The organism is Herbaspirillum huttiense, from assembly GCF_047300815.1.
GTDB classification, from domain to species: Bacteria; Pseudomonadota; Gammaproteobacteria; order Burkholderiales; family Burkholderiaceae_D; genus Herbaspirillum; species Herbaspirillum huttiense_A.
On sequence record NZ_CP178608.1, the window covers coordinates 881450 to 906138 of the forward strand.

The 24689-nt window shown below is 62.1% G+C and carries 24 protein-coding genes; 20 read left to right on the forward strand and 4 right to left on the reverse strand.

Going from position 1 to position 24689, the window contains the following annotated elements; all coding sequences use genetic code 11:
* Positions 1-164: 164 nt before the first annotated feature.
* Positions 165-887, forward strand: coding sequence for an alpha/beta fold hydrolase (locus tag ACLRDN_RS04095; protein ID WP_413459078.1), 723 nt, complete (start codon positions 165-167; stop codon positions 885-887).
* A gap of 63 nt (positions 888-950) precedes the next feature.
* Here ACLRDN_RS04095 and cynR read toward each other — a convergent pair whose 3' ends face one another.
* Positions 951-1865: a transcriptional regulator CynR gene (gene cynR, locus ACLRDN_RS04100; protein ID WP_413459079.1), complete on the reverse strand. Its 915-nt coding sequence runs from the start codon at positions 1863-1865 to the stop codon at positions 951-953.
* A 144-nt stretch (positions 1866-2009) separates the two neighbouring features.
* On the opposite strand from cynR, the gene ACLRDN_RS04105 reads away from it, so the two are divergent.
* From ACLRDN_RS04105 to ACLRDN_RS04120, 4 genes are all read left to right on the forward strand, one after another.
* On the forward strand, positions 2010-2672 hold the full coding sequence (locus ACLRDN_RS04105) for a carbonic anhydrase (protein WP_413459080.1): 663 nt from the start codon (positions 2010-2012) through the stop codon (positions 2670-2672).
* Between the two features lie 30 nt (positions 2673-2702).
* Entirely contained in the window at positions 2703-3173 is a 471-nt protein-coding gene (cynS, locus tag ACLRDN_RS04110; RefSeq protein ID WP_413459081.1) for a cyanase, read from the forward strand.
* A gap of 14 nt (positions 3174-3187) precedes the next feature.
* A complete protein-coding gene (locus ACLRDN_RS04115) occupies positions 3188-3406 on the forward strand; it encodes a hypothetical protein (protein WP_134137310.1) in 219 nt (72 codons plus the stop codon).
* 193 nt (positions 3407-3599) lie between these two features.
* Positions 3600-4184, forward strand: coding sequence for a TetR/AcrR family transcriptional regulator (locus tag ACLRDN_RS04120; protein WP_413459082.1), 585 nt, complete (start codon positions 3600-3602; stop codon positions 4182-4184).
* A gap of 58 nt (positions 4185-4242) precedes the next feature.
* Here the strand turns inward: ACLRDN_RS04120 and ACLRDN_RS04125 are convergent, their stop codons facing one another.
* Both ACLRDN_RS04125 and ACLRDN_RS04130 read right to left on the reverse strand, forming a co-directional pair.
* Positions 4243-4470 carry a hypothetical protein gene (locus ACLRDN_RS04125; protein ID WP_413459083.1) on the reverse strand — a complete coding sequence of 76 codons (228 nt, stop codon included), beginning with the start codon at positions 4468-4470 and terminating at the stop codon, positions 4243-4245.
* 39 nt (positions 4471-4509) lie between these two features.
* Positions 4510-5007: a hypothetical protein gene (locus ACLRDN_RS04130; RefSeq protein ID WP_413459084.1), complete on the reverse strand. Its 498-nt coding sequence runs from the start codon at positions 5005-5007 to the stop codon at positions 4510-4512.
* Between the two features lie 247 nt (positions 5008-5254).
* Between ACLRDN_RS04130 and ACLRDN_RS04135 the strand changes: the two genes are divergently transcribed.
* The 13 genes from ACLRDN_RS04135 to ACLRDN_RS04195 all read left to right on the forward strand — a co-directional run bounded on the left by ACLRDN_RS04135 (position 5255) and on the right by ACLRDN_RS04195 (position 20210).
* On the forward strand, positions 5255-5863 hold the full coding sequence (locus tag ACLRDN_RS04135; protein ID WP_413459085.1) for a TetR/AcrR family transcriptional regulator: 609 nt from the start codon (positions 5255-5257) through the stop codon (positions 5861-5863).
* Positions 5864-5904: 41 nt separating this feature from the next.
* Positions 5905-7377: an MFS transporter gene (locus ACLRDN_RS04140; RefSeq protein WP_413459086.1), complete on the forward strand. Its 1473-nt coding sequence runs from the start codon at positions 5905-5907 to the stop codon at positions 7375-7377.
* Positions 7378-7461: 84 nt separating this feature from the next.
* Entirely contained in the window at positions 7462-8220 is a 759-nt protein-coding gene (locus ACLRDN_RS04145; protein ID WP_413459087.1) for an SDR family oxidoreductase, read from the forward strand.
* 212 nt (positions 8221-8432) lie between these two features.
* The gene (locus ACLRDN_RS04150) at positions 8433-8678 is read left to right on the forward strand and encodes a hypothetical protein (protein ID WP_413459088.1); all 246 of its coding nucleotides are present in this window, start codon (positions 8433-8435) and stop codon (positions 8676-8678) included.
* A 45-nt stretch (positions 8679-8723) separates the two neighbouring features.
* A complete protein-coding gene (locus tag ACLRDN_RS04155; protein ID WP_413459089.1) occupies positions 8724-10574 on the forward strand; it encodes a DUF2235 domain-containing protein in 1851 nt (616 codons plus the stop codon).
* Between the two features lie 61 nt (positions 10575-10635).
* A complete protein-coding gene (locus ACLRDN_RS04160) occupies positions 10636-10875 on the forward strand; it encodes a hypothetical protein (protein WP_413459090.1) in 240 nt (79 codons plus the stop codon).
* 218 nt (positions 10876-11093) lie between these two features.
* Positions 11094-11999, forward strand: coding sequence for a LysR substrate-binding domain-containing protein (locus ACLRDN_RS04165; RefSeq protein ID WP_413459091.1), 906 nt, complete (start codon positions 11094-11096; stop codon positions 11997-11999).
* 461 nt (positions 12000-12460) lie between these two features.
* Positions 12461-13534, forward strand: a complete 1074-nt coding sequence (locus ACLRDN_RS04170) for a DUF1338 domain-containing protein (protein ID WP_413459092.1) — start codon at positions 12461-12463, stop codon at positions 13532-13534.
* Entirely contained in the window at positions 13524-14930 is a 1407-nt protein-coding gene (locus tag ACLRDN_RS04175; protein WP_413459093.1) for an FAD-binding oxidoreductase, read from the forward strand. Before ACLRDN_RS04170 ends, ACLRDN_RS04175 begins: the two co-directional genes overlap by 11 nt.
* A 101-nt stretch (positions 14931-15031) precedes the next feature.
* On the forward strand, positions 15032-15916 hold the full coding sequence (gcvA, locus tag ACLRDN_RS04180) for a transcriptional regulator GcvA (protein ID WP_209532264.1): 885 nt from the start codon (positions 15032-15034) through the stop codon (positions 15914-15916).
* A 358-nt stretch (positions 15917-16274) separates the two neighbouring features.
* Entirely contained in the window at positions 16275-17789 is a 1515-nt protein-coding gene (locus ACLRDN_RS04185; protein WP_413459094.1) for an aldehyde dehydrogenase family protein, read from the forward strand.
* A gap of 155 nt (positions 17790-17944) precedes the next feature.
* A complete protein-coding gene (locus tag ACLRDN_RS04190) occupies positions 17945-18982 on the forward strand; it encodes an ABC transporter substrate-binding protein (protein WP_413460339.1) in 1038 nt (345 codons plus the stop codon).
* A gap of 13 nt (positions 18983-18995) precedes the next feature.
* Positions 18996-20210 carry a PLP-dependent aminotransferase family protein gene (locus ACLRDN_RS04195; protein WP_413459095.1) on the forward strand — a complete coding sequence of 405 codons (1215 nt, stop codon included), beginning with the start codon at positions 18996-18998 and terminating at the stop codon, positions 20208-20210.
* A gap of 77 nt (positions 20211-20287) precedes the next feature.
* Here ACLRDN_RS04195 and ACLRDN_RS04200 read toward each other — a convergent pair whose 3' ends face one another.
* Positions 20288-22438, reverse strand: coding sequence for a TonB-dependent siderophore receptor (locus ACLRDN_RS04200; protein ID WP_413459096.1), 2151 nt, complete (start codon positions 22436-22438; stop codon positions 20288-20290).
* A 335-nt stretch (positions 22439-22773) separates the two neighbouring features.
* Here ACLRDN_RS04200 and ACLRDN_RS04205 point away from each other — a divergent pair, with 335 nt between their 5' ends.
* Both ACLRDN_RS04205 and ACLRDN_RS04210 read left to right on the forward strand, forming a co-directional pair.
* Complete coding sequence (locus ACLRDN_RS04205; RefSeq protein WP_413459097.1) at positions 22774-24279, forward strand: DASS family sodium-coupled anion symporter; 1506 nt, start codon at positions 22774-22776, stop codon at positions 24277-24279.
* Positions 24280-24398: 119 nt separating this feature from the next.
* On the forward strand, positions 24399-24683 hold the full coding sequence (locus tag ACLRDN_RS04210; protein WP_413459098.1) for a HigA family addiction module antitoxin: 285 nt from the start codon (positions 24399-24401) through the stop codon (positions 24681-24683).
* Positions 24684-24689: the final 6 nt, after the last annotated feature.

Consider the following 24689-nt stretch of genomic DNA (forward strand, 5'->3'; position numbering starts at 1 on the left):
AGTGAGCCCGTTACCGATCTCCGTCGTTGCGGGATTGATGTATGGTTGTTGTCTGGATTGTCTTTGTAAAGCGCAGGGGCTAGCATGCAACGCACCGTGGGGTATACCCAAGCATCTGACTGAGCAGGCGATTGCCTCCGCCAGCGCACGACAAGGAGAATCGATTGGCCAACTTTTTACTGGTTCATGGCGCCTGGCAAGGCAAGTGGATCTGGCCCGCAGTCAGTGCCGAACTGACCATGCGCGGGCATGAAGTGCATGCGATCGACATGCCGGGAAGTGGCGAAGACACCACCCCCTTTGGCGAGGTGACCCTCGAAAGATATGCCGAAGCCATCCGCAAGGCCATCGTCTCCATAGGAAAGCGCGTCACGCTGGTCGGCCACAGCCTGGGCGGCATTGCCGTGGCCGCTGCCGCAGAGAAAAATGCGCAGGACGTAGCGCGCATCATCTACCTGGGTGGCTATGTGCCGAGCGACGGTGAATCCATCGATTCACTGTCGGACGTGGTGCTCGACAAGGAGGCGGTCATCCTGGGCATGCAAGACGATCATCAGATCGTCGATACGCAGGCCGACAAGCGGGTGGCCAGGTTCATGCACGACACACCCCATGCCATTGCCGCGTGGGCCGCGCCGCAGTTCCGGGCCCAGGCGGTTGCACCCATCCTCAGTCCGGTACAACTGACCGAAGAACGCTATGGAAAACTCCCCAAGAGTTACGTCGTCTGTACCAGGGACCGCGTGCTTGATCCGGTGCTGCAGCGGGTCATGGCCGCCCGCGCCGGTTGCAGCCGCGTGAAGGAAATCGATAGCGGGCATTCGCCATTTCTCTCCCGGCCGACTGAGACGGCGGAGACGCTGCATCGGCTGGTGACGGAGTTATAGCCCTCCTTGCAGCGGTGAAGCCCGGCTCGGCCCGCGATCGATTGCGTTCCTCCTTGGGCGAAGTCAGGCATGAGCAAGCCTGCACAATCGCGTGAAAGCCAGGGCAGCTGCAGACTGGTAAGCATCCCGGCGACGCAGCAGGGTAGCGCTACGTGGCTTGGGCGCCGGGGAGATGGCGATGTTGCGCAAGTCGGCATGCTGCTCGCCGATGGCCTCGGGAAGAATGGTCACCAGATTGCTGCGCCTGACGACTTCGATCAGCGCGCCAATGGTATTGGCTTCGATGACGATGGCCGGCGAAATCTTCTGCGCTCGCAGGTAGTCATCGACATGATCTCGCGTGGCGAAATCCGCGCTCAGCAGGCAAAGCCGTTCCGAGGCCAGCATCGGCGGTGTGATACCGCCCTTGCGCTTGAAGAAATCATGCTGCCGGCCCACCACCACGCTCAAGCGCTCCTTCAGCAGCGTCTCACACTCGATCTCTTCGTTGGGGCGCGAGACCCGAAACGCGATGCCCAGATCAACCTCATCGGCGGCAACCGCGGCCGCTATCGTGTCGAGAGACATTTCCTTGAGCCGTACCGTAATCCCCGGATACTGCGTCTGGAATGCAGCCAGTAGCGGCCCCACCAGATAGGCGGTAAACGTCGGCGTGGTGGCCAGGCGCAGTTCCCCCCGTTCAAGTTCCTGCACGTCCAGGATGGCACGCCGTCCCACATCCAATTCGAGCAAGGCTTTACGCGCGTGCTCGATATAGACGCGGCCTGCGTCGGTCGTCTTGACCGTGCGGCCGCTGCGGTCAAGCAGCACCACGCCAAGCGACTCCTCAAGTTGAATGACCTGTTGCGACAGCGTCGGCTGCGACACATGGAGCGCCTCGGCGGCACGCGTGAAATTGCCGTGCTCGGCAACGGCCAGCAAATAGCGGATATGACGAAGCTGCACATTGCCCTCCAGAGATGTCGCGTATTTCCACATGCCGGGTCGTTTTCAGCGACTTCAGAAACACCCGGATGCGCCACGCAAACTATTGGTAACACCAATGGATTCTATAAAAAATTGGTCTTGGTAACAATAGCTAAAAGGCAGGATGATGGACTCATCGCAACGAGGAGCCAGCACATGAAACCGTTCATCGAAGGTGCAATGAAGTTCCAGGATAACGTCTTTCCGGCAATGTCGGGTCTGTTTCAGAAACTGGCCACCAATCAGAATCCGGGGGTGCTGTTCATTGCCTGTTCAGACAGCCGTGTCGTGCCTGAACTCCTGACGCAGCAACAGCCCGGTGACGTGTTCGTCATTCGCAATGCCGGCAACATCGTGCCGTCCTACACAGCGGAACCTGGCGGCGTCACGGCCAGTGTGGAGTACGCGGTGGGGGTGCTGGGTGTCACCGATGTCGTGGTCTGCGGCCATAGTGACTGTGGCGCCATGACCGCCGTGGCCAAGCACACCTGCCTGGACCATCTGCCGGCGGTGGCGAACTGGTTGCGTCACAGTGATGCCGCCAAGGCCGTCAACGAGGCGCATCGTCACGATAGCCCCGAGGCGAAGGTCAGCGCGATGGTGTACGCCAACGTGATTGCGCAGCTGACCAATATCCGCACGCATCCCACCGTTGCCCTGGCCCTGAAGCAGGGCAAGCTGTCCCTGCATGGATGGGTGTATGACATCGAAACCGGCGCCATCAATGCCCTCGACGGCAAGCTGGATCTCTTCGTCAGCCTGGCCGATTATCCCGACGCCGTGGCCTGCAGTTATCCCGAGCAGCGCAAAGCTGCATGAGTTTTCCCCAACCATAAAAGGAGCCTTACCGTGATTCAATCGAATGTGACCCAGGATGCACGCGTCGAACTTACCGCCCGTGTCATCGAAGCGAAGGCCAGCAAGGACCTGAGCTTCAGCGATCTCGCCGAAGGCACCGGCCTGCGCGTGGCCTACGTGACCGCAGCGCTGCTGGGACAGCATGCCCTGCCCCGGGAAGCGGCCGAGCTGGTTGCTGGCCGACTCGGCCTGGACGCCGGCGATGTCCGCCAATTGCAGGCCATTCCGCTGCGCGGCAGTATCCCTGGCGGCGTGCCCACCGATCCGACGATCTATCGCTTCTACGAAATGGTGCAGATCTACGGCACGACCTTGAAGGCACTGGTGCACGAGCAATTCGGCGACGGCATCATCAGCGCCATCAACTTCAAGCTGGACATCAAGAAGGTCGACGATCCCGAAGGCGGTTCGCGGGCGGTGATCACCCTGGATGGCAAGTTCCTGCCCAACAAGCCGTTCTGACTATCGGAAACGTCATGCCCAATCCTTTCGGAGGTGCTGCGATGAACATGGAAGAGGATCGCCTCATGGTTGCCTGGTGTGAGGAATTGGCCGAGACGAGGCGTCTGACGGTCGAGCCCACCGAGGAGGGCTGGCGGGCAAGGCTGGATGGGTTTCCGATGTCGTATGGGGAGACCGTAGGTGCCGCGGTGATGTGGACTTTCATCATGAGTCACAAGTCTGCCTATGAGTGAGAGGCCAGTAGCTTGGCGTTCATGTTGATCGGGTTGTCTCGTACCCCGGATGGATGGAGTGGGGCAGATTTCACTGCAATTCAACAATCGAAATTTGCTCATGCACTACCACACCGGGCCATTCGCACCCAACAGCGCACCAGCGCAACAACGCGCGTTGTGAATGAACCTACTGGAAGGTAGAATGCTGGGAATGAATAAATCGACTTCTACCGCTGACGACATCCTTGCCTGCGCCCGTTCGCTGATCATCGCGGGCGGCTACAACGGTTTCAGTTACGCCGACATCGCCGACGTGGTGGGCATACGCAAGCCCAGTATCCACCACCACTTCCCCAGCAAGGCCGATCTCGTGAAAAAGCTGGTGGAAACGCATCGCGCACAGACCGAGCTTGGCGTGGAGAATCTTGCGCGCGTCATTACCGCGCCGCGCGATCAGCTGCGTGCCTATGTGGATCACTGGAAGGCCTGCATCGAAGACGCCAGTGCCCCGTTTTGTGTGGCCGCCCTGCTGGCCAGTGAAATGCCCATCCTCCCGGAAGAAGTGGCGGAGCAGGTGCGCGGCTATTTCCGTTTCCTCTCAGGCTGGTTGACCGCCGTGCTGGAGCGCGGCCTGGCCAACAAATCGCTCAAACTCACGCACGCCCCCCACGTCGAAGCAGAGGTACTGATGGCGACCGTCCATGGCGCCATGCTCTCGGCGCGCGCCTATGGGGACGCAGAGATCTTCGGCACCATCATGGATACGCAGCTTGCCCGCCTGAGCGCAAAGAAATAAAGCCCGGTCAACGCCGGGCATATTCCATTGCGCTTTCACCAGGCGCTCATTGGCTCCCTCACTGGCTCCCTCGTTCACTCTCCTTGAGCGCCTTCTTGAATTCGCCATCATCGGCCCGCTGTTCGGCCTCCTTCTTTTTCAGCTTGCGGCGGCGTTCTGCCGCATTGACCTCGGACATGATCTGCCATTGTTCCAGATGCCTGAAATAGGTCGAGCCGCTGTCGACCGGCCGGACTGCACCGACCGGGTCAACAGGAAGAACCGGTGTGACTGGATTGCGGGCCATGATGGTTTCCTTGGATGATGACGTGGAGGAACCCCGGGCTCAGCGTATAGCCGGGGCAACTGCCTTGCGCTGCCTTCTCAGGACCATGACCTGCACGCCCAGGCCAACGATGAGCATCACCAGCAAGCCTGCATGGAATCCCAGCAGTACCGGCGACTTGAGATCGGTCACGAACGGATGGCCGTCCGGCACCCTGCGCAAGGTTTCCGACACGGTCGGCACCATCAGCAAGAACACCGTGACCGTCAGCGCGATGGTCTCTACATAGTCGGCCGCACGTCCCAGGAAGGCCAGGGATTTCGCAGCATAACCCACCAGCAGAAACACCAGCGTCACGATCGCAATGGCGTAACTGATCGGCTGATGCGCCACCAGGAAAACGGTGACCGCGCCGGTCACCATCGAGGCGAGATAAAAAACGCCTGCGTTGCTTCGCGGGGTGATGCGGCCGTGGCGAGCGAACATGTAGATCGCCAGGGGAATGGCCGGAAGACTTCCAAGGGTGTGAAGCCAGCCTAAAGGGGAGATGCCAAACATGTGATTTCCTTCTCCAAAAACCAACAAGAAAATGCGTATCGAATTAAACGGCCCTACTAGTAGGTAGGGGACTTTATCAAGAGAAAGCCCTCGAAGGAGGGCAGGGCGTGACGGAGAGGAGGCTACCTTCTAATAGGTAGAATGTCAAAGCTTCTTTCATCGATGCTGTTTTCCCGCTACGTCTGGCCTGCTTGCACAACACTGGCCTGGAAGGTATTATTTGGAATCATTCGGTTCCAAATAAATCATGAGCACACCCGATCACTCCTCAGGTCCAGGCCGTCCGCGCGAATTCGAGATCGATGCTGCCGTTGAATCCGCGATGCAGGTCTTCTGGACGCGCGGCTACCACGGCACATCGCTGGTCGACCTGATCGATGGCACGGGCCTTTCGCGCGGCAGCCTGTACAAGGCATTCGGCGACAAGCATGGTTTGTTCCTGGACGCCCTGGACCGCTACATTGCGCAGTCGCTGGAACGCCTGCTGGGCACGCTCCAGCAGCCCGGATCAGCCAAGGCCGCCATCCGCAAGACCCTGACGGGCCTGGCCGAGATGTCCTGCCGCACAGAGGGCCGCCGCGGTTGCCTGCTGGTGGCTACCGCCACCGAAATGGTGTCTCACGATGAGCAGGTCGCAGAACGCGTCAAGGCCATGGTCGACCGCATCCGCAAGGCCTACGCCGATGCCATCCGGCGCGGCCAGGCCAGCGGTGAAATCGCTGCGCACCACGACCCGCAAGCCCTGGCTACCCTGATCGTCTGCTTCACCCACGGCATGCGCACCCTCGGCAAGGTCGATGCGATCGACAAGCAAATGCGCGCCGTGGTCGACCAGGCGATGCGATTGCTCGACTGAAATTTTTTTGGCTAATTTGGAACCGTTTGGTTCATATATAAATGAATTCTTCCCTTTCATCCACGCGCGCCGAGGGCGCTGCGCATCCACGCCGGTGGCTGGCCTTTGCCGTGTTGCTGGTGGGCGCATTCCTGCCGCCGCTGGACTTCTTCATCGTCAACGTGGCACTTCCCTCCATACGCAGCGGGCTCGGTGCGGACCCGGCGCAAGTGCAACTGGTCATCTCCGGTTATGCAGCGGTCTATGCCGTGTTCCTCATTACTGGCGGCCGCCTGGGCGACCTGCTGGGACGCAAGCGGGTCTTTCTCGCCGGGCTGGCCGGCTTCGGCCTGGCTTCAACACTGTGTGGCGCGGCGTCGTCGCCGGCGATGCTGATCGCCGGACGGCTGCTGCAGGGATTGAGCGCAGCGATCATGGCACCGCAAGGATTGGCATCGATTCATGCGCTCTTCCCCGAGCGTGAGCGGGCACGGGCCTTGAGCCTGTACGGTGCGACCATAGGACTGGCCGCAATTGCCGCGCAAGCTTTTGGTGGATTGCTGATTGCGGCCAATCTCGACGACCTGCAATGGCGCGTCATCTTCCTGATCAACCTGCCGATCGTGGCCATCGTGTTCCTGGTCGGCATTCCCCTCTTGCCGGATACCCGCAGTCCCCATCCCGCGCGGCTGGACTGGATGGGCGTGCTGCTGTGTGCACTCACGCTCGGCCTGCTGGTGGTCCCGCTGGTGAAGGGGCCGGAGGACGGCTGGCCCTGGTGGACCTGCCTGATGCTGATCGCCTCGCCCTTGTTTGCCATGGCGTTCTGGCGCCATGAGCAGCGCCTCACGCAACGTGGTGCAACGCCGTTGGTCAGTCCGCAGCTGGCGCGTGCGCCGGGCTTGGTGGTCGGGCTGGTGGGCGTGCTGTTTTTTTATGTGGTCTCGGCCTTCTTCCTGACCTTTTCCATCTATCTGCAAGAGGCCATCGGGATGAGTGCCCTGGCCACCGGGCTCATGTTCATTCCCTGCGGCCTGGGCTTCTTCCTCGGACCGCTGATGACACCCGCTGCAGCCCGCCGCTTTGGCCGCTGGACACCTGTAATGGGAATGAGCCTGGAGGTCATCGGCGCGTTGCTGCTCAGTGCCGTGGTGGCGATGGCGCCGGATGGTCAAGCACCGGCGCTTGCGGGAGTCATCGTCGCACTCGGACTGATCGGTGTTGGGCAGGGTATCGCCGTACCGACCCTGGTGCGGTCGGTGATCGAGCGAGCGCCCGCAGGCGGCTCCGGCATGGTGGCCGGCATCGTCAATTCGGCCCTGCAGATCAGCGCCGCACTGGGCGTGGCCGTCATCGGCAGCGTGTTCTTCAGCCTGGCCGGCCGCAGCCATACGCCGTCTTCCCTGGCGCATGCCTTGAGCTGGGCCATGCTCTGCGTCGCTGCCAGCCTGGCGGTGGCCGCGCTGCTGGTGGCGCGCTCGGCACACACACAACAAGACGCAGTCACCGGTGCCAACTCCGACCCATCCGCATGACACCCCTGGTCGGGCCGGGCAGGGCGTCGCCCGGTGAAGGGGTTCATTTTGAACATTCCGATTCAACCAAGAGAGGAACACCCGATGTCTTCGAAATTTCTGAACCACGTCTCCGTCGTCACTGGCGGCTCCACCGGAATTGGCCTGGCCATTGCCCAGGGTTTGCTGGCCGAAGGCGCCCGGCGGGTCTACGTGACAGGCCGCTCCCGCCAGTCCCTGGAGGGGGCCGTTGCCTTGCTGGGGGAGGCCGCGGTGGCCGTCGTCTCTGACGTCTCCAGCCTGGCAGATCTGGAACGTCTCAGGGCTGAGATCGAGCAGCGCGGCGATCGTCTCGATTCGATCTTCGCCAATGCCGGCATTTGCGAAAAACACCCCTTCGGAAGCACCACCGAAGCCGACTACGACCGCAGCTTCGATATCAACGTCAAAGGCGTCTTCTTCACCGTGCAGACCCTGCTGCCCCTGCTGCGTGATGGCGGCGCCGTGGTGCTGACGTCCTCGATCTGCTCCGGCAACGGCATGGCCGAACTCAGCGTCTACAACGCTTCCAAGGCCGCAGTGCGTTCCTTCGCGCGCACATGGACCAACGACCTGCGCGAGCGCAAGATTCGCGTCAACGCGCTCAGCCCGGGCTTCACCCGCACGCCCTTGATGGACAACAGCCTCAAACTGGACGAAGCCCAGATCGCTCAACTGAAAGAGCATGTCGCTCAGATCACCCCGCTGGGCTACATGGCCGACCCGGCCGAAATCGCCAGTGCCGGATTGTTCCTGGCCTCTGCGGATGCGCGCTACATCACCGGGATTGAACTCACGGTAGACGGCGGCTTGTCCCAAATCTGAGCGGACATCAAGCTCACCCATGGCATCGGGAGCGCGCCCCTAGCACGCTCCCGATGCCACCGCAGAAGACCTGCCGCACAAGAGCAGCGGTCTCCGCTTTCCAGGAAAACCACGCGAGCGATACCTCCACACCTCCCGTGAAGCGAGAAAAACATCATGGCGCCTGAATACCTGGTGCCTGCCTTGGAGGGGGCATCCGCAATTATCCACAGTTGCGCCTCAGCATCGACGGGTGCGATCACAAGGTCGACCTCAGCGCACTGGGCGTGGCCGTCGTCGGCAGCGTGTTCTTCAGCCTGGCCGGCCGCAGCCATACGCCGTCTTCCCTGGCGCATGCTTTCAGCGGGGCAATGCTTTGTGTCGCTGCCAGCCTCGCGGTGGCCGCGTTACTGATCACGCGATCGGGGAGCAAGCAGCAAGCCGAAGTCACCGCAGCGGACGTCGGCCCATCTTCGTGAGTGTTGGCCAGCCCGGACCTTGTCATTGCCGAGCACGCTGCTATATTGAGCAAAGCGCTCGTGTTATGCAGTGAGCATGGAGGATTGCTGTTTGTATTGCCCTGGATTTCCCGGCAGGAGACCAGGGTTTTTTTTGACACAGGCATCTGGCGTATCGGGGGATACGCCTGGAAGGGATATCCGCATATCGTGGATATTTTCAGCCATCACATCACACTGGGGAGGACCGCTTCTTTCGACGTATCTTCACACCCTTGCGGGGGCAACAGTCATATGCGCCGCCGCATCTTCAGTCTGGCAATGAGTAGTTCTGGGTGGGCAGAACTGCGAGAGCGACTGCCCGCAATCAAAAAAGAAATCTACGGGGAAACCATGAAAAATATCGTCATTTGCTGTGATGGAACTTGGAACACGCCAGAAGAAAAAGACAAGGGGGTGCCGGCTCCAAGCAACGTGGCAAGGTTTCGCAGCGCCGTCTCCACGGTGACAAAGAATGGCGTTGCACAGCATCCTTACTATCATGCCGGCGTCGGTACTGATGGCGGCTGGATCAACAAGACCATCGGGGGGGGCACGGGCAGCGGACTCAACGCGAACATCATGAGCGCCTATCGCGAGCTCTGCGATTACTACGAAACCGGCGATCAAATCTTCATGGTGGGCTTCAGCCGTGGGGCTTATACGGTACGCAGCCTGGCCGGGATGGTATCGCGCTTCGGATTGCTGGACCCGCGCGAGCTTTCGTCGACGGAAGTCTGGTCGCGCATCGACGCGATTTTCCAGCACGGGTATCGCGAACGCGTATTGAAAAGAGAGGATTTCGCCGCCAGGAACTGGGCGTTTCTCCATGGACCACAGAGCAAGGACATCCCGATCCGGTTCTTGGGCGTATGGGATACGGTCGGAGCTTTAGGCATTCCCGATGATTTTGCGCTACTCAATCTGCTCGACAGCTTCCAGAACTATACCTTCCACGACACGGGGCTCAGTGCCATGGTCGAATCGGCACGTCATGCGGTTTCCCTCGACGAGCGGCGCGCCAGCTTTCGTCCTACGCTCTGGACCTCATTTGAAAGTGCACGGCAGGACGTCAAGGAGTGCTGGTTCCCAGGTGTGCATTCGGACGTTGGCGGTGGCTACCGCGAGAAAGGCTTGGCCGATGCCGCGCTGAAGTGGATGATGGAGGAGGCCCAATCCTGCGGCCTGGGCCTGAGCGCTGACATGGTGGCTCAATTGCAGCCTAACTTCCGCGACGTCATGCATGACTCCTGCGAGGGCATTTTCTCCGTCTTGCCGACCCGGCCGCGCAGCATCCCGCGCGTGACGCAGAGTACAGCCATTCACGAGTCAGCCTTGAACCGCTATCAAAATCCGCCCATTGACCAATCCCCTTACCGCCATGGTCGCGAGCTCTCCCTCCCGGCCGAAGTCGATATCTTTGCTGCCCAGCAATGGAATGACACCGGGATCTGGATGGAAGAGGGGAAATGCTACGAGCTCAGGGCTACCGGCCAATGGATGGACGCTTCGATCAAATCCGGACCGGCTGGTTGCGATGATGGCCAGTTTCAGCTGGGTGAACTTGCTCAGATGTTCGGCAGTCTGCTCGGCAAAATGGAAACGCTCTACAAGTCCTTGACCCACAACACCCAGGCGAACTTCTGGATGAGCAAACGACAGGAGGCCATGCCGTGGTTCGCTCTGGTGGGCGAAATCGCCAATGCCGTCGGGTTAGACGACCACGGTGCCTGGAAGGAAAACCAGACGTTCCTCATTGGTGATGGATACACTGTGACGCCCCAGCGCTCAGGCTACTTCTATGCTTATGCCAATGATGCGTGGAATTTCTATGGAAACAATAAGGGACGTGTCAGGCTGGCCGTCTCGCTCAAATGAGGGAGACGCCTCGTGAACATACTGAATTTCGTCCTGTGGGCGGGAGCGCTCCTCTTCAGCGATGGACGGTCCCTGTGATAAAAGAAGGGCAGAGTTGCAGCTTGGCCGAGATAGGAACCTGATTGGCGCTAAAACCGTAGTGCTGCGGCAGCAGCAGGAGGTTCCCATCGCTGTCGATGGCAGGAAATCCGTGGTTTCCTTCTCGAAAATTGGAAAGCTTGAACAAATGCTCGATCAGCCTCGCGCTGAAAAGAAAGACTTCATTCTCTTGAATTTGCGTCGGGAGAGCGGCCGCGCCTGAACGTTAGCCAGGAGATGGATGTAGCAAAGCGCGGTGCAGGCCTGGCAGACAGTGTCGTCTCCAGGTCTGTACTCGCTCAACGGATATTCACTCGCTCCAATAAAACAAGAAACAAGCCGGTTTCTGCAGACTAGCTCGTCTGCTCATCACGCCACTGCCCGCGCTATAGTCGAAGCTGCCCCTTCGACCACTTCTGCGCAACGATGAAAAACAATGCCATGGATTACCTGCCCCGCATGGTGATCTTCTCCCGCGTCGTCGAGCTGGGCGCCTTTTCCAAGGCGGCACGCGAACTGGGGCTGACTTCCTCCTCGGTGAGCCAGCACATCAGCGCGCTCGAAAGCATCCTCGGCACCACCCTGCTACACCGGACCACCCGCAAGCTCAGCCTCACCGAAGCCGGGCAGGGTTTCTATGCCCATTGCGCCCGCATCGTCGCACTGGCCAACGAGGCGCGCGATGCCACCGAGAGCCTGCATACCGAGCTGGTGGGAGAGCTGCGCATTGCCGCCTCCAGCTTCATGGCGCCCGAATACCTGGTGCCCGCCCTGGAGGATTTCATCCGCAATCATCCGCAGTTGCGCATCAGCATCGACGTGTGCGATCACAACATCGACCTCATGGACCACAACGTCGACCTGGCCCTGCGCGTAGGCCGGGAGCCCGGCCCGGGAGATATCCCGCTGGCGCGCATGGAGGCCGTGCTGTGTGCCGCACCGGCTTACCTCCAGGCTCATCCGCCGATACGCCGGCCCGAGGACATGCTCCATCAGCAACTGCTCTTCTTCAGCCCGCACGGGCCGGCCGCGCCCGTGGAGCTGATCCTGCGCGACCGCGCCGGGCAGTGCGCACAGCTGCGCCTGACCCCGCGCATCACGGCCAATCATGCGCGCTCATTGCGGCAGCTGGCCGTGCAGGGACATGGCGTCGGCCGCTTCCTGCGCAGTAAAGTGCAAGATGATCTTAAGTCCGGACGCCTGGTGGAAGTCTTGCCGGACTGGTCGCTGGAGGGCTTTTGCGCCTTCATCACGACCCGCCACCGGGACCCCGTGCCGGCCAAGATCCTGGCCTGCATCGCCCGGATCCAGGACTATTTCGCGCGCCGCCACCCGCCCCCGGCATGAGGATGTTCCTGTGCGGCATGGCCCGGCGGCTTTCGCATTGTTCAATCTGATTAACGAGATCGTTCGCCAGCCGACGGCTAATCAAAAGGTCTTGCTTGTAATACAGTGATCCCTGCCGTTCCCTGCCGGTAATGTGTCGGGGGGCACTGCGGGCGACCAGCTCGCGCCGGCGTTGCGTCACCGCGGAGGGGGTGTTCGGTGCCGCAGCACTGCAGAGGGGAGGGGGCGATGCCGACAATCGCTGGATGCACCCGACTTCCCTTTCAGGGACGGCCGTCAATGGACAGGTCAGGCATCTGCTCGGCATCGTGATCGACATTGGCATCTGCGTTTCTTAACGGGCTGGCTCCGGCCTTGCATGAGTAAAAGGCATCGAAGCCCCAGAATTTATCGTTTTATCCGGACCCCGCGCTGCCCTTACCATGAGGCTATCTCATAGTCACCCGGTCAAAGGCACGCAAATGACGATCTCCGCGCACCACAGCAATCTCCATCAACTCCTGCTTTCCCACTACGGCGACGAAGCCCTGGTGCAGCGCCAGTTCGCGCGTCTGGAAGTGCCCGCCTCGACCCTGCGTCCGGCAGCACAAGAGGTCTCGCGCCTGGAGCTGACGCAGGCCCTGAACATGCTGCTCTTCGAAGGCCTGCTGCAACAGGTCGCCACCGGCCGTGACTACGTGGCCGATGCCGAGCGCGAGGGCGTGAAGATCTGCTTCGACCATGGTGCCGTGCGCACCGTGCGCCTGGGCCGCGACAGCGGCTTCCCCGATGGCGAGACACTTTTCACCAGCGTGCTGCTGCCGCTGGGCTACCAGCAGACCGGCACCTATCCGCTGGCGCGCATCAAGATGACCGGGCGCGTCTATACCCACATCGACGACGCCGAGCAGATCGCCCAATTCTTCGTGAGCGAACTGCATCCTGAACAGTTCTCGCCCCAATTCCAGCAGACCGTGGACGCCGTGCTGGCCACGTCGCGCAATCCGCTCTCCGATGAGGTGCTGGCCCTGCTGGCCAAGCTGTCCGCACAAGGCAAGCTGGCCATGGATGAGGCCAAGCGCCTGCTGCCCGCCATGCTCAAGTGCTTCGCCCGCCATCATGACCTGCCGACCCTGGCGCAATACGAAACGCTCAAGGCCGAGTCCGCCGAGATGGCCTGGATTTCCACCGAAGGCAATGCTTTCAATCACGCCACCGACCGGGTCTCCGACGTGGTGGCTACCGCTGAACGCCAGCGCCAGCTGGGACGTCCCATCAAGGACCAGGTCGAAGTCTCGCGCAATGGCCGTGTGCGCCAGACCGCCTTCCGTGCGGTCAAGGTCGATTATCAACTGCAGGGCGAGGATGGCCAGCCGGTCGCCGTCACCGTGCCGGGTTCCTTCTACGAATTCATCTCGCGCGATTATTTCGCCGACGAGGCCGGCCAGCGCAAGCTGGACCTGACCTTCGACAGCGGCAACGCGCAAGGCATCTTCAAGATGACCGAGGCGGTGGCGTCCGGCGCAGCCGGCGGCGAGGCGGCCAGTGTCTGCTGAGGCCACGCTGGCGCGTCTGCAGGACCTGCTGGGCAGCGCCGGCCTGATCACCTCCGCGCCCGAGCGCCAGCCCTATGAGCACGGCCCGCGCTACGGGGCCGGGCAGGCGCTGTGCGTGGCGCGTCCGGCCAATGTGGCCGAAGCCGCCGAGCTGATGCGCCTGTGCGCAGCCGAAAATATCCGGCTCGTCCCGCAGGGAGCCAACACCGGCCTGGTCGGCGCGGCTTCGCCTGATAGTTCGGGTTTGCAACTTATCCTCAGCATGGAGCGCATCAAGGGCGTGATCGATATCGATCCGGTCGATGGCGTGATCCAGGCCTGGGCCGGCACCCGCCTGTCGGACCTGAACCAGGCGCTGGCCCCGCACGGGCTGTGCTTCCCCATCGACCTCGGGGCCGATCCTTCGGTGGGCGGCATGCTGGCCGCCAACACCGGCGGCGCGCGCCTGATCCGCTACGGCGACGTGCGCCACAACACGCTGGGCCTGCAGGCGCTGCTGATGCAGCCGCCCGGCGAACTGCTGGAGATGGGCAACCGCCTGCACAAGAACAATACCGGTCCGGACTGGAAGCAGCTCTTCATTGGCACGGCCGGCAGCTACGGCATCGTCACGCAAGCGGTGCTGCGCGCGCATTCGCTGCCGCGCCAGCGCGCCACCGCCTTGATCGTGCCGTCCTCGCTGGAAGCGGGTTTGCGCCTGCTGCAGGATGCCCAGGTGCAGTTCGCCGATTTCCTCACGGCCTTCGAAGGTATCTCGCGCAATGCGCTGGCGTCGGTCTTGCGCCACCTGCCGCAGGTGAATGCACCCTTTGATCCATTGCCGGACTATGCCTTGCTGGTAGAGCTGAGTTCGTCGTCGGCGGCCAGTGAGCACTTCGATCTCGACCAGCTCTTCATGGCCTGGCTGGAACGCCACTTCGACGATGCCATCGTCGATGCCGTGGTCGACAAGCCCGAGACCCTGTGGCGCCTGCGCCATGCCATCAGCGACAGCGTCAAGCAGGAGGGCAAGATCGTCGCCTTCGACATCTCCGTCTCGCGCTCGCGCATGCCGGCCTTCCGTGCGGAGGCACTGGCCCTGGTGGAACGGGACTTCGCCGGTGCCGAGGTGTTCGACTTCGGCCATTGGGGCGATGGCGGCGTGCATTTCAACCTGGCCATCCCGCCGGCGCAGCAGCCGCAGTTCCCGCCGGAGCGCATCGAGGCCTTGCGCACCGCGCTGTACGACTTGGTTGCAAAAAGTTACCAAGGCAGTTTCAGCGCCGAGCACGGCATCGGTCCCTTCAACCAGCATTACTACCAGCGCTACACGCAGCCCGAGCAACGCGCGCTGGCCGGCCGCGTGCAAGACGTGTTTGATCCGCACTGCCTGCTGGGCAATACGCGCTTCACATGACGGGCAGCCTGCAGGGACGCGCTGGAGGGGAGGGCACGCCATTTGCTATAGTGCGGGCTCCTTCACCTTCTGCCCCGCCTTCAGCCAGCGGTCTTCGTCCCATGCGCCGTTTCATCCCGTCAACGTCCTGCCTGATCGCCTTCGATACGTCGGCCCGGCACATGTCGTTCACCAAGGCGGCCAATGAATTGCACATGACGCAGGGCGCCGTGAGCCGCCAGGTGGCGATCCTGGAGGAGTACCTCAACGTCAAGCTGTTCGAGCGCATCAACCGCCGCCTGATCCTCACCGAAGCCGGCCGCGATTATGCCGCCCAGGTCTCCACCATCTTGAAGCAGATCGAGATGGCCACCTTCCAGGTCATGACCTACAACAGCCTGGCCAGCGTGCTCAACCTGGCGATCCTGCCGACCTTCGGCGTGAAGTGGCTGATTCCGCGCCTGGCCAAGTTCGCTGCCGCCTATCCCGATGTGCTGCTGAACCTGAGCACGGAAGTGCTGCCCTTCGATTTCAATACGCGCCAGGTCGATGCCGCCATCCACTTCGGCGAACCCGACTGGCCCGATACCGTGATGGTGCGGCTGATGGGCGAAGAAGTGGTGCCGGTCTGCAGCAAGGCTTTGGCCGAGGGCCTGGGCTCGGTCGGGGACCTGGCCAACGTCACGCTGCTCCAGCACACCACGCGTCCGCAGGCCTGGCAGGACTGGTTCCGCCATGTCGGGGTGGATTGCCCCAATGCCTTGTCGGGCCCGCGTTTCGAGCAACTGGCCATGGTCATCCAGGCCGCCGTCGCCGGCATGGGCGTGGCGCTCATGCCCAAGTTCATGGTCGAGACCGAGATCAGCCTGGGACAGTTGCACGTGCCCTTCCCGCTGGCAGTCAAGAGCCCGCAATCCTATTACCTCGTCTATCCCGAAAAGAACGCCGGCAAGGCGGCCATCCTCAAGTTCCGCGAGTGGATCCTGAGCGAAGCACAGGGCGGCTGAGGTCTGCCATCGCGCTGCATCGATTCGGTGCAGCGATTTCCCAGGCTGACAAAAACTCATGGCCGCGCATTTTTTTCTTGCGGGCAGATGCATCACGCGTCATTCCCTGAGGGCGTCGCGCGCCGCCACCCGGGCGGCCCCGGCACTGCGGCGGGAAGCGCCATGCCACGCCGCTTGCAGCCGATATGAAGTGATGCGCTGCACCATCCTCGCCCATCCTCGCGCATTCTCGCGCGCCAGGCCAGTGCATTCCAAAAACTCATGATGTGGTGAAATTTTTTGGTTTTAAGAAGTGGGGCGGCTGTCCTTATACTCCATCGTTCCAGACCCATCCCACTCCACTTTTCAAGGGAACCCCATGTCTTCTCCACGCATCTTCTCCACCCTGGGTGCCGACTTCTCGGCCTACGCCGGCAACGATCTGGTGATCCGTTCGCCGCGTGATGGCGAGGTCATCGCGCAACTCAAGGCGCAGACGCCGGCTGACGCCGAAGCGGCCATCGCCGGCGCGCAGCAGGCCTTCCTGGCCTGGCGGGAAGTGCCGGCGCCGGTGCGCGGCGAACTGGTGCGCGTGCTGGGCGAAGTGCTGCGCGAGCATCGCGACGAACTCGGTGCCCTGGTCACCCAGGAAGCCGGCAAGATCCTCTCCGAAGGTTTGGGCGAGGTGCAGGAAATGATCGATATCTGCGACTTCGCCGTGGGCCTGTCGCGCCAGCTGCATGGCCTGACCATCGCCTCCGAGCGTCCCGGCCACCGCATGATGGAAACCTGGCATCCGCTGGGCGTGGTCGGCGTGATCACGGCTTTCAATTTCCCGGTCGCCGTGTGGGCATGGAACGCCGCACTGGCCCTGGTGTGCGGCAATGCCGTGGTGTGGAAGCCTTCCGAAAAAACACCGGTCACGGCGCTGGCGGTGCAAGCGCTGTTCGCCAAGGCGGTGGCGCGTTTCTCGGCACAGCGTCCGAACCTGGTGCCGGCGCAACTGTGCGGCCTGTTGATCGGCGGTGCCGACCTGGGCGAGACCCTCTCGCGTTCGGCCACCGTGCCGCTGGTGAGCGCCACCGGCAGCGTGCGCATGGGCCGCAAGGTCGCCACCGTCGTGGCCGAACGCCTGGGCCGTAGCCTGCTGGAACTGGGCGGCAACAATGCCATGATCGTCGCTCCTTCGGCCGACCTGAACCTGGCGCTGCGCGCCATCACCTTCTCGGCCGTGGGCACGGCCGGCCAGCGCTGCACCAGCCTGCGCCGCCTGTTCGTCCACAGCAGCATCCATGACCAGGTGGTGGCGCAGATCAAGCGCATCTATGCCAGCGTGAAGGTCGGTGATCCGCTGCAGGGCGATACCCTGGTCGGCCCGCTGATCGACCAGGCTGCTTTCGATGCCATGCAGGCTGCGCTGTCGCAAGCGCGCGGTCAGGGCGGTGAAGTCACCGGCGGCGAACGGGTGGACGTGATGGGCCAGCAGTCCTGGTACGTGCGTCCGGCACTGGTGACCATGCCCGGCCAGACTGCGATCATGCATCACGAGACCTTTGCGCCCATCCTCTACATCGTCAAGTACGACGAACTGGCCGACGCCATCGCCTTGAACAACGCCGTGCCGCAAGGCTTGTCCTCGGCCATCTTCACCAATGACATGCGCGAAGCCGAGTTGTTTGTCTCGGCCGTGGGCAGCGACTGCGGCCTGGCCAACGTCAACATCGGCACCAGCGGGGCAGAAATCGGCGGTGCCTTCGGCGGCGAAAAGGAAACCGGCGGGGGCCGCGAATCCGGTTCGGACGCCTGGAAGAACTACATGCGCCGCGCCACCAACACCATCAACTACAGCAAGACCCTGCCGCTGGCGCAGGGTGTGAAGTTCGATATCGACTGAGCGACGGCCACGTCCAAGCGCAATACCCCAAGCAAAAAGCAGCACCGCTGCCGGATCCCCGCTCCACCACCAGGGATCCGGCATGCCATCCCACGACCCACACCCGCGCAAGCGGGACCCACAACGGCAAACCGGCAAGGAGTGCAGTAATGAAGATGAAGACCCTGGCAGTGACCTGTGCAATCGCTGCGACCCTGATCGCCACTGGCGCGCAGGCGCAGACCAAGACCATTTACGTCGGCATGAACGGCGGCACGATGGAAAAGAACTACACCGCCTCGATCTTCCCCGACTTCGAGAAGGCCAACAACGTCAAGGTGGTGGTGGTGCCCGGTACCTCCTCCGACATCATCGCCAAGATGCAGGCCCAGCGCGACAAGCCGCAGATGCACGTGGCCTTCCTCGATGACGGCATCATGTACCGCGCCATCAACATGAGCCTGTGCGAAAAGGTCAAGGACGCCGCCGTGCTCAAGGATGTCTATCCCTTCGCGCGCCTGGCCAACGACCAGGCCGTGGCCATCGAGATGGGCGTGCTCGGCATCGGCTACAACAAGAAGCTGTTCGCCGAGAAGGGCTGGCCGGCACCGACCTCGTGGATGGATTTCGCTGATCCCAAGTACAAGCAGAAGGTGGTGTTCCAGTCGATCTCCGCCAGCACCTTCGGCCTGTATGGCTTCATGATGTTCAACCGCCTGGTGGGCGGTACCGACAAGAACGTCGATCCCGGCTTCAAGAAGTGGGGCAGCACCGTGGGCCCCAACGTGGTCGAATATCTCTCCAGCTCGGCCAAGATTTCCGAGATGGTGCAGACCAATGAAGCGGCCATCTTCCCGCTGACCGTGACCGGCATCGCCAACCTGAAGGACAAGGGCATCCCCGCTGAATTCGCCACCCCCAAGGAAGGCGGCGTGCTGCTCATGACCGGCGCCTGCCCCATCAAGGGCAACAGCGAACCGGAACTGGCCCAGAAGCTGCTGGAATTCCTGCTGACCCCGGCGGTGCAGGCCAAGAGCATGGCGCTGGCCAATTCGATTCCGGTCAACCGCAACGTGCCGCTGTCGGATGCCGCGCAAGCCAAGCTGGGCAAGAGCGAAGTGCTGACCAAGAACCTCAACACCGTGGAATGGGACACCGTCAACGAAAAGCGCTCCGAGTGGAACAACCGCTGGAATCGCATGATCGAGCAATAAGCCTTTATCGATCATGACCGCAGCCTATCGTTTCAATCCGGCCTTCCAGGCGCCCCAGGGTTCGCCCATCCGGGAGCTGTTCAAGTACACGCAGCAACCCGGCATGATCTCCTTTGCCGGCGGCTATCCGGCGCCTGCGCTGTTCGATACGCAAGGGCTGGCAAAGAGCGCCGCCACCCTGCTCGACAGCGCAGCGGCGGCCTGCCTGCAATACGGGGCCACCGAAGGCGCGGCGCAACTGGCGCAGGTGCTCAAGCAGGTCACGCGTGCGCGCATCGGCGGTGCCGATCCGGGCGAGCTGATTGTCACCACCGGTTCACAGCAAGGCTTCGAGTTGCTGTTGCGCATCCTGCTGGAACCGGGCGATGGCGTGGTCATCGAGCGGCCCTGCTATCCGGCGGCGATCCAGGCCTTGCGCCTGGCGCATGCCGAATTGCTGGAGATTCCCGGTGACGCCCAGGGCATGGATACCGATGCCCTGGAAGCCTTGCTGCAGGCGGGCGCCCGGCCCAAGCTGCTGTACCTGGTGCCGAGCTTCGCCAATCCGACCGGCGCCACCTTGCCGCTGGCACGCCGCCGCCATTTGCTCACGCTGGCGGTGCGTTACCAGTTCCTCGTGATCGAGGATGACCCCTACGGCCAGCTGCGATTTTCCGGGCAGGCCGAGCCACCGCTGCTGCAGGTGGCGCAGGAGATCGAGGGGGCGCGCGACTGGCTGGTCTATCTGTCGAGTCTGTCCAAGATCGTGGCACCGGGTTTGCGTATCGGCTGGATGTGCGGCCCCTCGGAAATCCTGCGCCGCGCCGTTATCGCCAAGCAGACCGGCGACCTGTGCACTGCGCCGTGGATGCAGATGGTGGCGGCGCAGTATCTGCAGGCCGGGCTTCTGGACGCCCATCTGCCGCACATCATCGCCACCTATCGCGAACGTTGCGCGATCATGCTGTCGTCACTGCGCGAAGCCTTCGGCGATCGTCTTTCGCTGATCGCGCCGGAAGGCGGCATGTTCATCTGGGCCAGCTGGAAGGATGGCACCGATGCCACGGCGCTGTTGCAGAGCGCGGTGCGCCACAACGTGATGTACGTGCCGGGCAGCGCCTTCTACGCCACGCAATCCGATCCGGGCCATTGGCGACTTTCTTTCGCCAATGCCCAGCCGCAGGAAATCATCGATGGCGTGGCTCGCCTGAAGCAGTCGCACGAGGAATGGATGCACGTGCAAGCATGACTTTTCTTCATGCATGAAAAACGCCCCGATGCGCTGTGCGGATCGGGGCGTTGTCTTTATCGCGTCGTGGAAACGATTTACAGGTCGATCTTCATGCGCGCCACGACAGTGCGTTCCGCCCCCGGCATCACGTAGAGGTTGTTCCACGAACCGGGATAGTAGTTGCGGTTGAAGAGGTTGTGCACGTCCAGTGACAGCCGCACATTCTTGCTCACCTGCCAGTAGCTCAAGAGCTTGACCGTTGCATACGCCGGCAATGAATACGTGTCGGCGGTATTGCCCGAACGGTTGCCGACGTAGTTCACGCCGCCGCCCAATCCATAGCGCGCGCCATTGGCCGTTGCATCTTCGCGCATCACCAGCAGACCTGCGCTGTAAGCCGGAATGTTGGCCAGGCGCGTGCCGGCGGCCAGGGTCTTGTCCTTGGTTACGCGCGCATTGTCCCAGGCGAAGTTGGCCGAGACACGCCAGTGCGCATCGATCTGGCCATAGGCATCGGCCTCGAAGCCGGTGCTCTTGGCTTCGCCTGCCGCCACCTGGAAGCCCGGAATGTCGCTGGCGGTGAGGACATTGGTCTTGGTGATGTCGTAGACGGCGAAGTTGGCGCCCAGGCGTTCATCCGTGGTCTGCAGCTTGAGGCCGGCTTCATAGGCAGTCGAGTGCTGCGGATCGAAGGCGCGGCCGCTGGCATCCACGCCGCTGTTGGCGCGGAAGGATTTGCCCGCCGTCACATACACCGAACTCCAGGCCGTTGGCAGATAGGTGATGCCCGCGCGCGGCGACACAGCGCTCTGCTGCTGCGAAGTGTTGGTGACACCCCCCACGCGATTCTGGATGCTCTGGTTGTATTGGTCCCAGCGCAGCCCGGCCAGCACTTTCCATTGCGGCGACAGGCTCAGTTGATCCTGCACGAACAGCGCTTTGACCCGCTGATGCTCATCCGAGCTGCTGGTGCGATTGGTCAGCGGCAGCAGCGGGCTGCCATAGACCGGATTGTAGATATCGATGGGCGTATTGGCCGAGCGCAGGATTTCCGTATTCATCCACAGCGTCGACGCCTCGGCACCGATCAACAGGGTGTGGCCGATGGCACCCGTGTTGAAGTTGCCCTGCAGCTCGGCCTGGAAGGAGGTGTCGCGCGAAGGCAGCTGGCGCCAGGTGCGGGTGCGGTTGAGCGTGCGGTTGTCGGCGGCCAGCGGATTGGAGAGTGCCGCTTCGGTGTAGTAGCCGTCGAAGCTGCTTTCCTTGTAGCTGGCACCGAGCTTGGCGCGCCACTGCTCGGACAGCGTGCGCTCCAGCGTCAGCTGGTGCGTGTTGCTGCGCATGGCCATGTTGCCGTCGGAGGGTTCGTTCAGGACGCGGTCACGCGGCAGCGTACCCAGCACGCCGCGCACATTGATCAGGCCGCGGTCCAGCGGCGTGCTGGCCTGCAGGAATTCGGCTTCGTAGTTCAGCAGGGTGTCCTTGTCGATCACCCAGGCCAGCGACGGGGCCACCAGCGAGCGGCGGTTGTGGAGCAGGCTGGAACGGCTGTCGCCCTCCTCGGTCATGGCGATCAGGCGATAGGCCAGGTTCTGGCTCAAAGGACCGGTGCTGTCGACCGTGGCACGGCGCAGGCCACCGGTGCCGGCACTAAGTTCGGCGCTGTTCTTGCGCGTGAACTGCGGTTTCTTGGTGACGATGTTGATGGTGCCGCCTGGCTCGCTGCTGCCGTAGAGTGCGGCAGCCGGGCCCTTGAGGAATTCGATGCGTTCGATGGTGGCCGTATCGCGGCGCGGATTGTAGCCGCGCGAACCGGGGAAGCCGTTGACCAGGAAACCCATGTCGGTACTGCTGAAGCCGCGGATGGCGAAGTTGTCCCAGGTGCCGCCGAAGTCATTGAGGCGGCTGATGCCGCTGACGTAATCGACCGTATCGGCCAGGCGCACCGCGCCCAGGTCTTCGATCTGCTGGGTGGTCATCACGCGTACCGACTGGGGGAGCTCCATGAGCGGCGTATCGGTGCGCGTGGCACCGCTGGTGCTGGTGGCGTTGTAACTGCTGCTGGCCTTGTCGCGGCCGGCAGAGACGCTGATCTCGGGCAAGGCCGCTGCATTGCTGCCGGCGGCCGTGGCCGCATCGTCGGCCCATGCCAGGGGCGCGACCGCCAGCAGACTGGTCAGCAGCCACGCGGCGCTGGTCGTGTGGCGGGAGGGAAGGGGAGTTGCAAATCCTCGGTGCATCATCATCGGTATTCAAACAGCCAGGAAAACAATCGGGCCGATGAATATAAATGATAATCGTTAACATTTGTTGGGAAATTGTAAGTTTTTTGTGAAGGAATGTCTTCCCGAGTCGCAGATTTGCAAGGTCTTCAGCAGGGAAAATGGCGTGCCGGACCGAGGCGGGACGCCATGGGCCTGAGGCCAAAGTGCTTAAAGTTCGGCCAATGCTGGCCCAGATCAAAACATCGGCAATGAGCGCGCCAGCGCTTTGATCCGGCTGACTATACTGGGCGCAAGATGGCCGCACGGCAACAGGCTGTGCGGCCATCTTGCTTTTACAAGTCTTCCAGGATGATGCGATGTTCAATCAACTCAAAGCCACCTTCAAGTATTTCAACGATGCCGTACCCTTCAAGCTGGGGCCGGCCCTGATCGCCACGGCGGTCCTGATCCTGCTGTTGCTCACACCCTGTCCGGCGGGGCTGGAACCCAAGGCCTGGGCGCTGGTGGCGATCTTCCTCACCACCATCGTGGCCATCATCCTGAAGGTCATGCCCATTGGCGTGATGGCGATGATGGCCATCGTCATCGTCTCGCTGTCGCAGGTCACCTCGACCTCATCCAAAGGCGCGATTGCCGATGCGCTGGCCAGTTTTTCCAATCCGCTGATCTGGCTCATCGTGGTGGCCATCCTGATCTCGCGTGGCTTGAAGAAGACCGGGCTGGGCCGCCGTGTCGGTTTGATGTTCATCGCGCTGCTGGGCAAGCGCACGGTGGGCATCGGCTACGGCCTGGCCATCTGCGAACTGGTGCTGGCACCCTTCACGCCCAGCAATACGGCGCGCGGCGGCGGCATCGTGCATCCCATCATGAAGTCCATTGCCAACGCCTTCGATTCCGATCCGGCCAAGGGCACGCAGAACAAGGTCGGCACCTACCTGGCGCTGGTCAACTATCACGCCAATCCGATCACCTCGGCCATGTTCCTCACCGCCACCGCGCCCAACCCGCTGGTGGTGAACTACGTGGCCAAGGCCACCGGCCATGCGCTGCAACTCTCATGGACCACCTGGGCGCTGTGCATGCTGCTGCCCGGCCTGGTGTGCCTGCTGATCATGCCGATGGTGATCTACCTGCTCTCGCCGCCGGAATTGAAGTCCACGCCCAACGCGGTGGACTACGCCCGCAGCGAGCTGGACAAGATGGGCCGGCTCGGAGCCAGCGAGAAAGTGATGCTAGGGACCTTTGCACTGTTGCTGCTGCTGTGGGCCAACGTCCCGGCCATGCTGCTCGGTGCGGCCTTCACGCTCGATCCCACGGTGGTGGCGTTCGTTGGATTGTTCGTGCTCATCATCACCGGCACGATTGACTGGGACGATGTGCTCTCGGAAAAGAGCGCATGGGATACGCTGGTCTGGTTCGGTGCCTTGGTGATGCTGGCCGAGCAGTTGAACAAGACCGGCGTGGTGGCCTGGTTCTCGGAAGGCATGAAGGCCGCCATCGTCGCCAGCGGCATGGGCTGGATGGCCGTGGCCGGCGTGCTGTTGGTGGTGTTCGTGCTGTCGCATTACTTCTTTGCCAGTACCACGGCACACATCAGCGCGATGATGCTGGCCTTCCTCACGGTGGGCGCGCAATTGCTGCCGCCGCAGTATGTGGCGCCCTTCATGCTGATGATGACGGCAGGCTCGGGCGTGATGATGACGCTGACCCATTACGCAACCGGCACTTCGCCCATCATCTTCGGCAGCGGTTACGTCTCCATGGGCAAGTGGTGGGGCGTGGGTTTCGTGATGGCGGTGGTGGAATTGCTGGTGTTTGCTACGGTGGGGATGGTGTGGTGGAAGGTGTTGGGGTATTGGTGAGAGTGCGGTGAGATCGAAGCGAAACCAGATTGTCGTCTGTTGTTCGCGATGCTGCTTCGCTTCGTGATTCGGCTGGTGCAGAATGCTGCTCCCTTCGTCACTTCCGAGAGACCAGCATCATGCGAGAGATCAAGGCTGTATCGCCCGGCGAATTGCTCAAGAACGAATTTCTGAAGCCCTGCGCTATTACCCAATACCGCTTGGCCAAGGAAATCGGCGTATCGCAATTGCGCATCAGCGAGATCGTCAATGGCAAGCGTGCCGTAACAGCCGATACCGATTTGCGTCTCGCACGCTTCTTCGGACTCTCCGACGGATACTGGCTGCGCGCGCAAGTCGCGTATGACACCGAAGTCGCGCGAGAAAAGATGCGTGATGTGCTGGCGAGGGCCTGTTCACATTAAATCTGC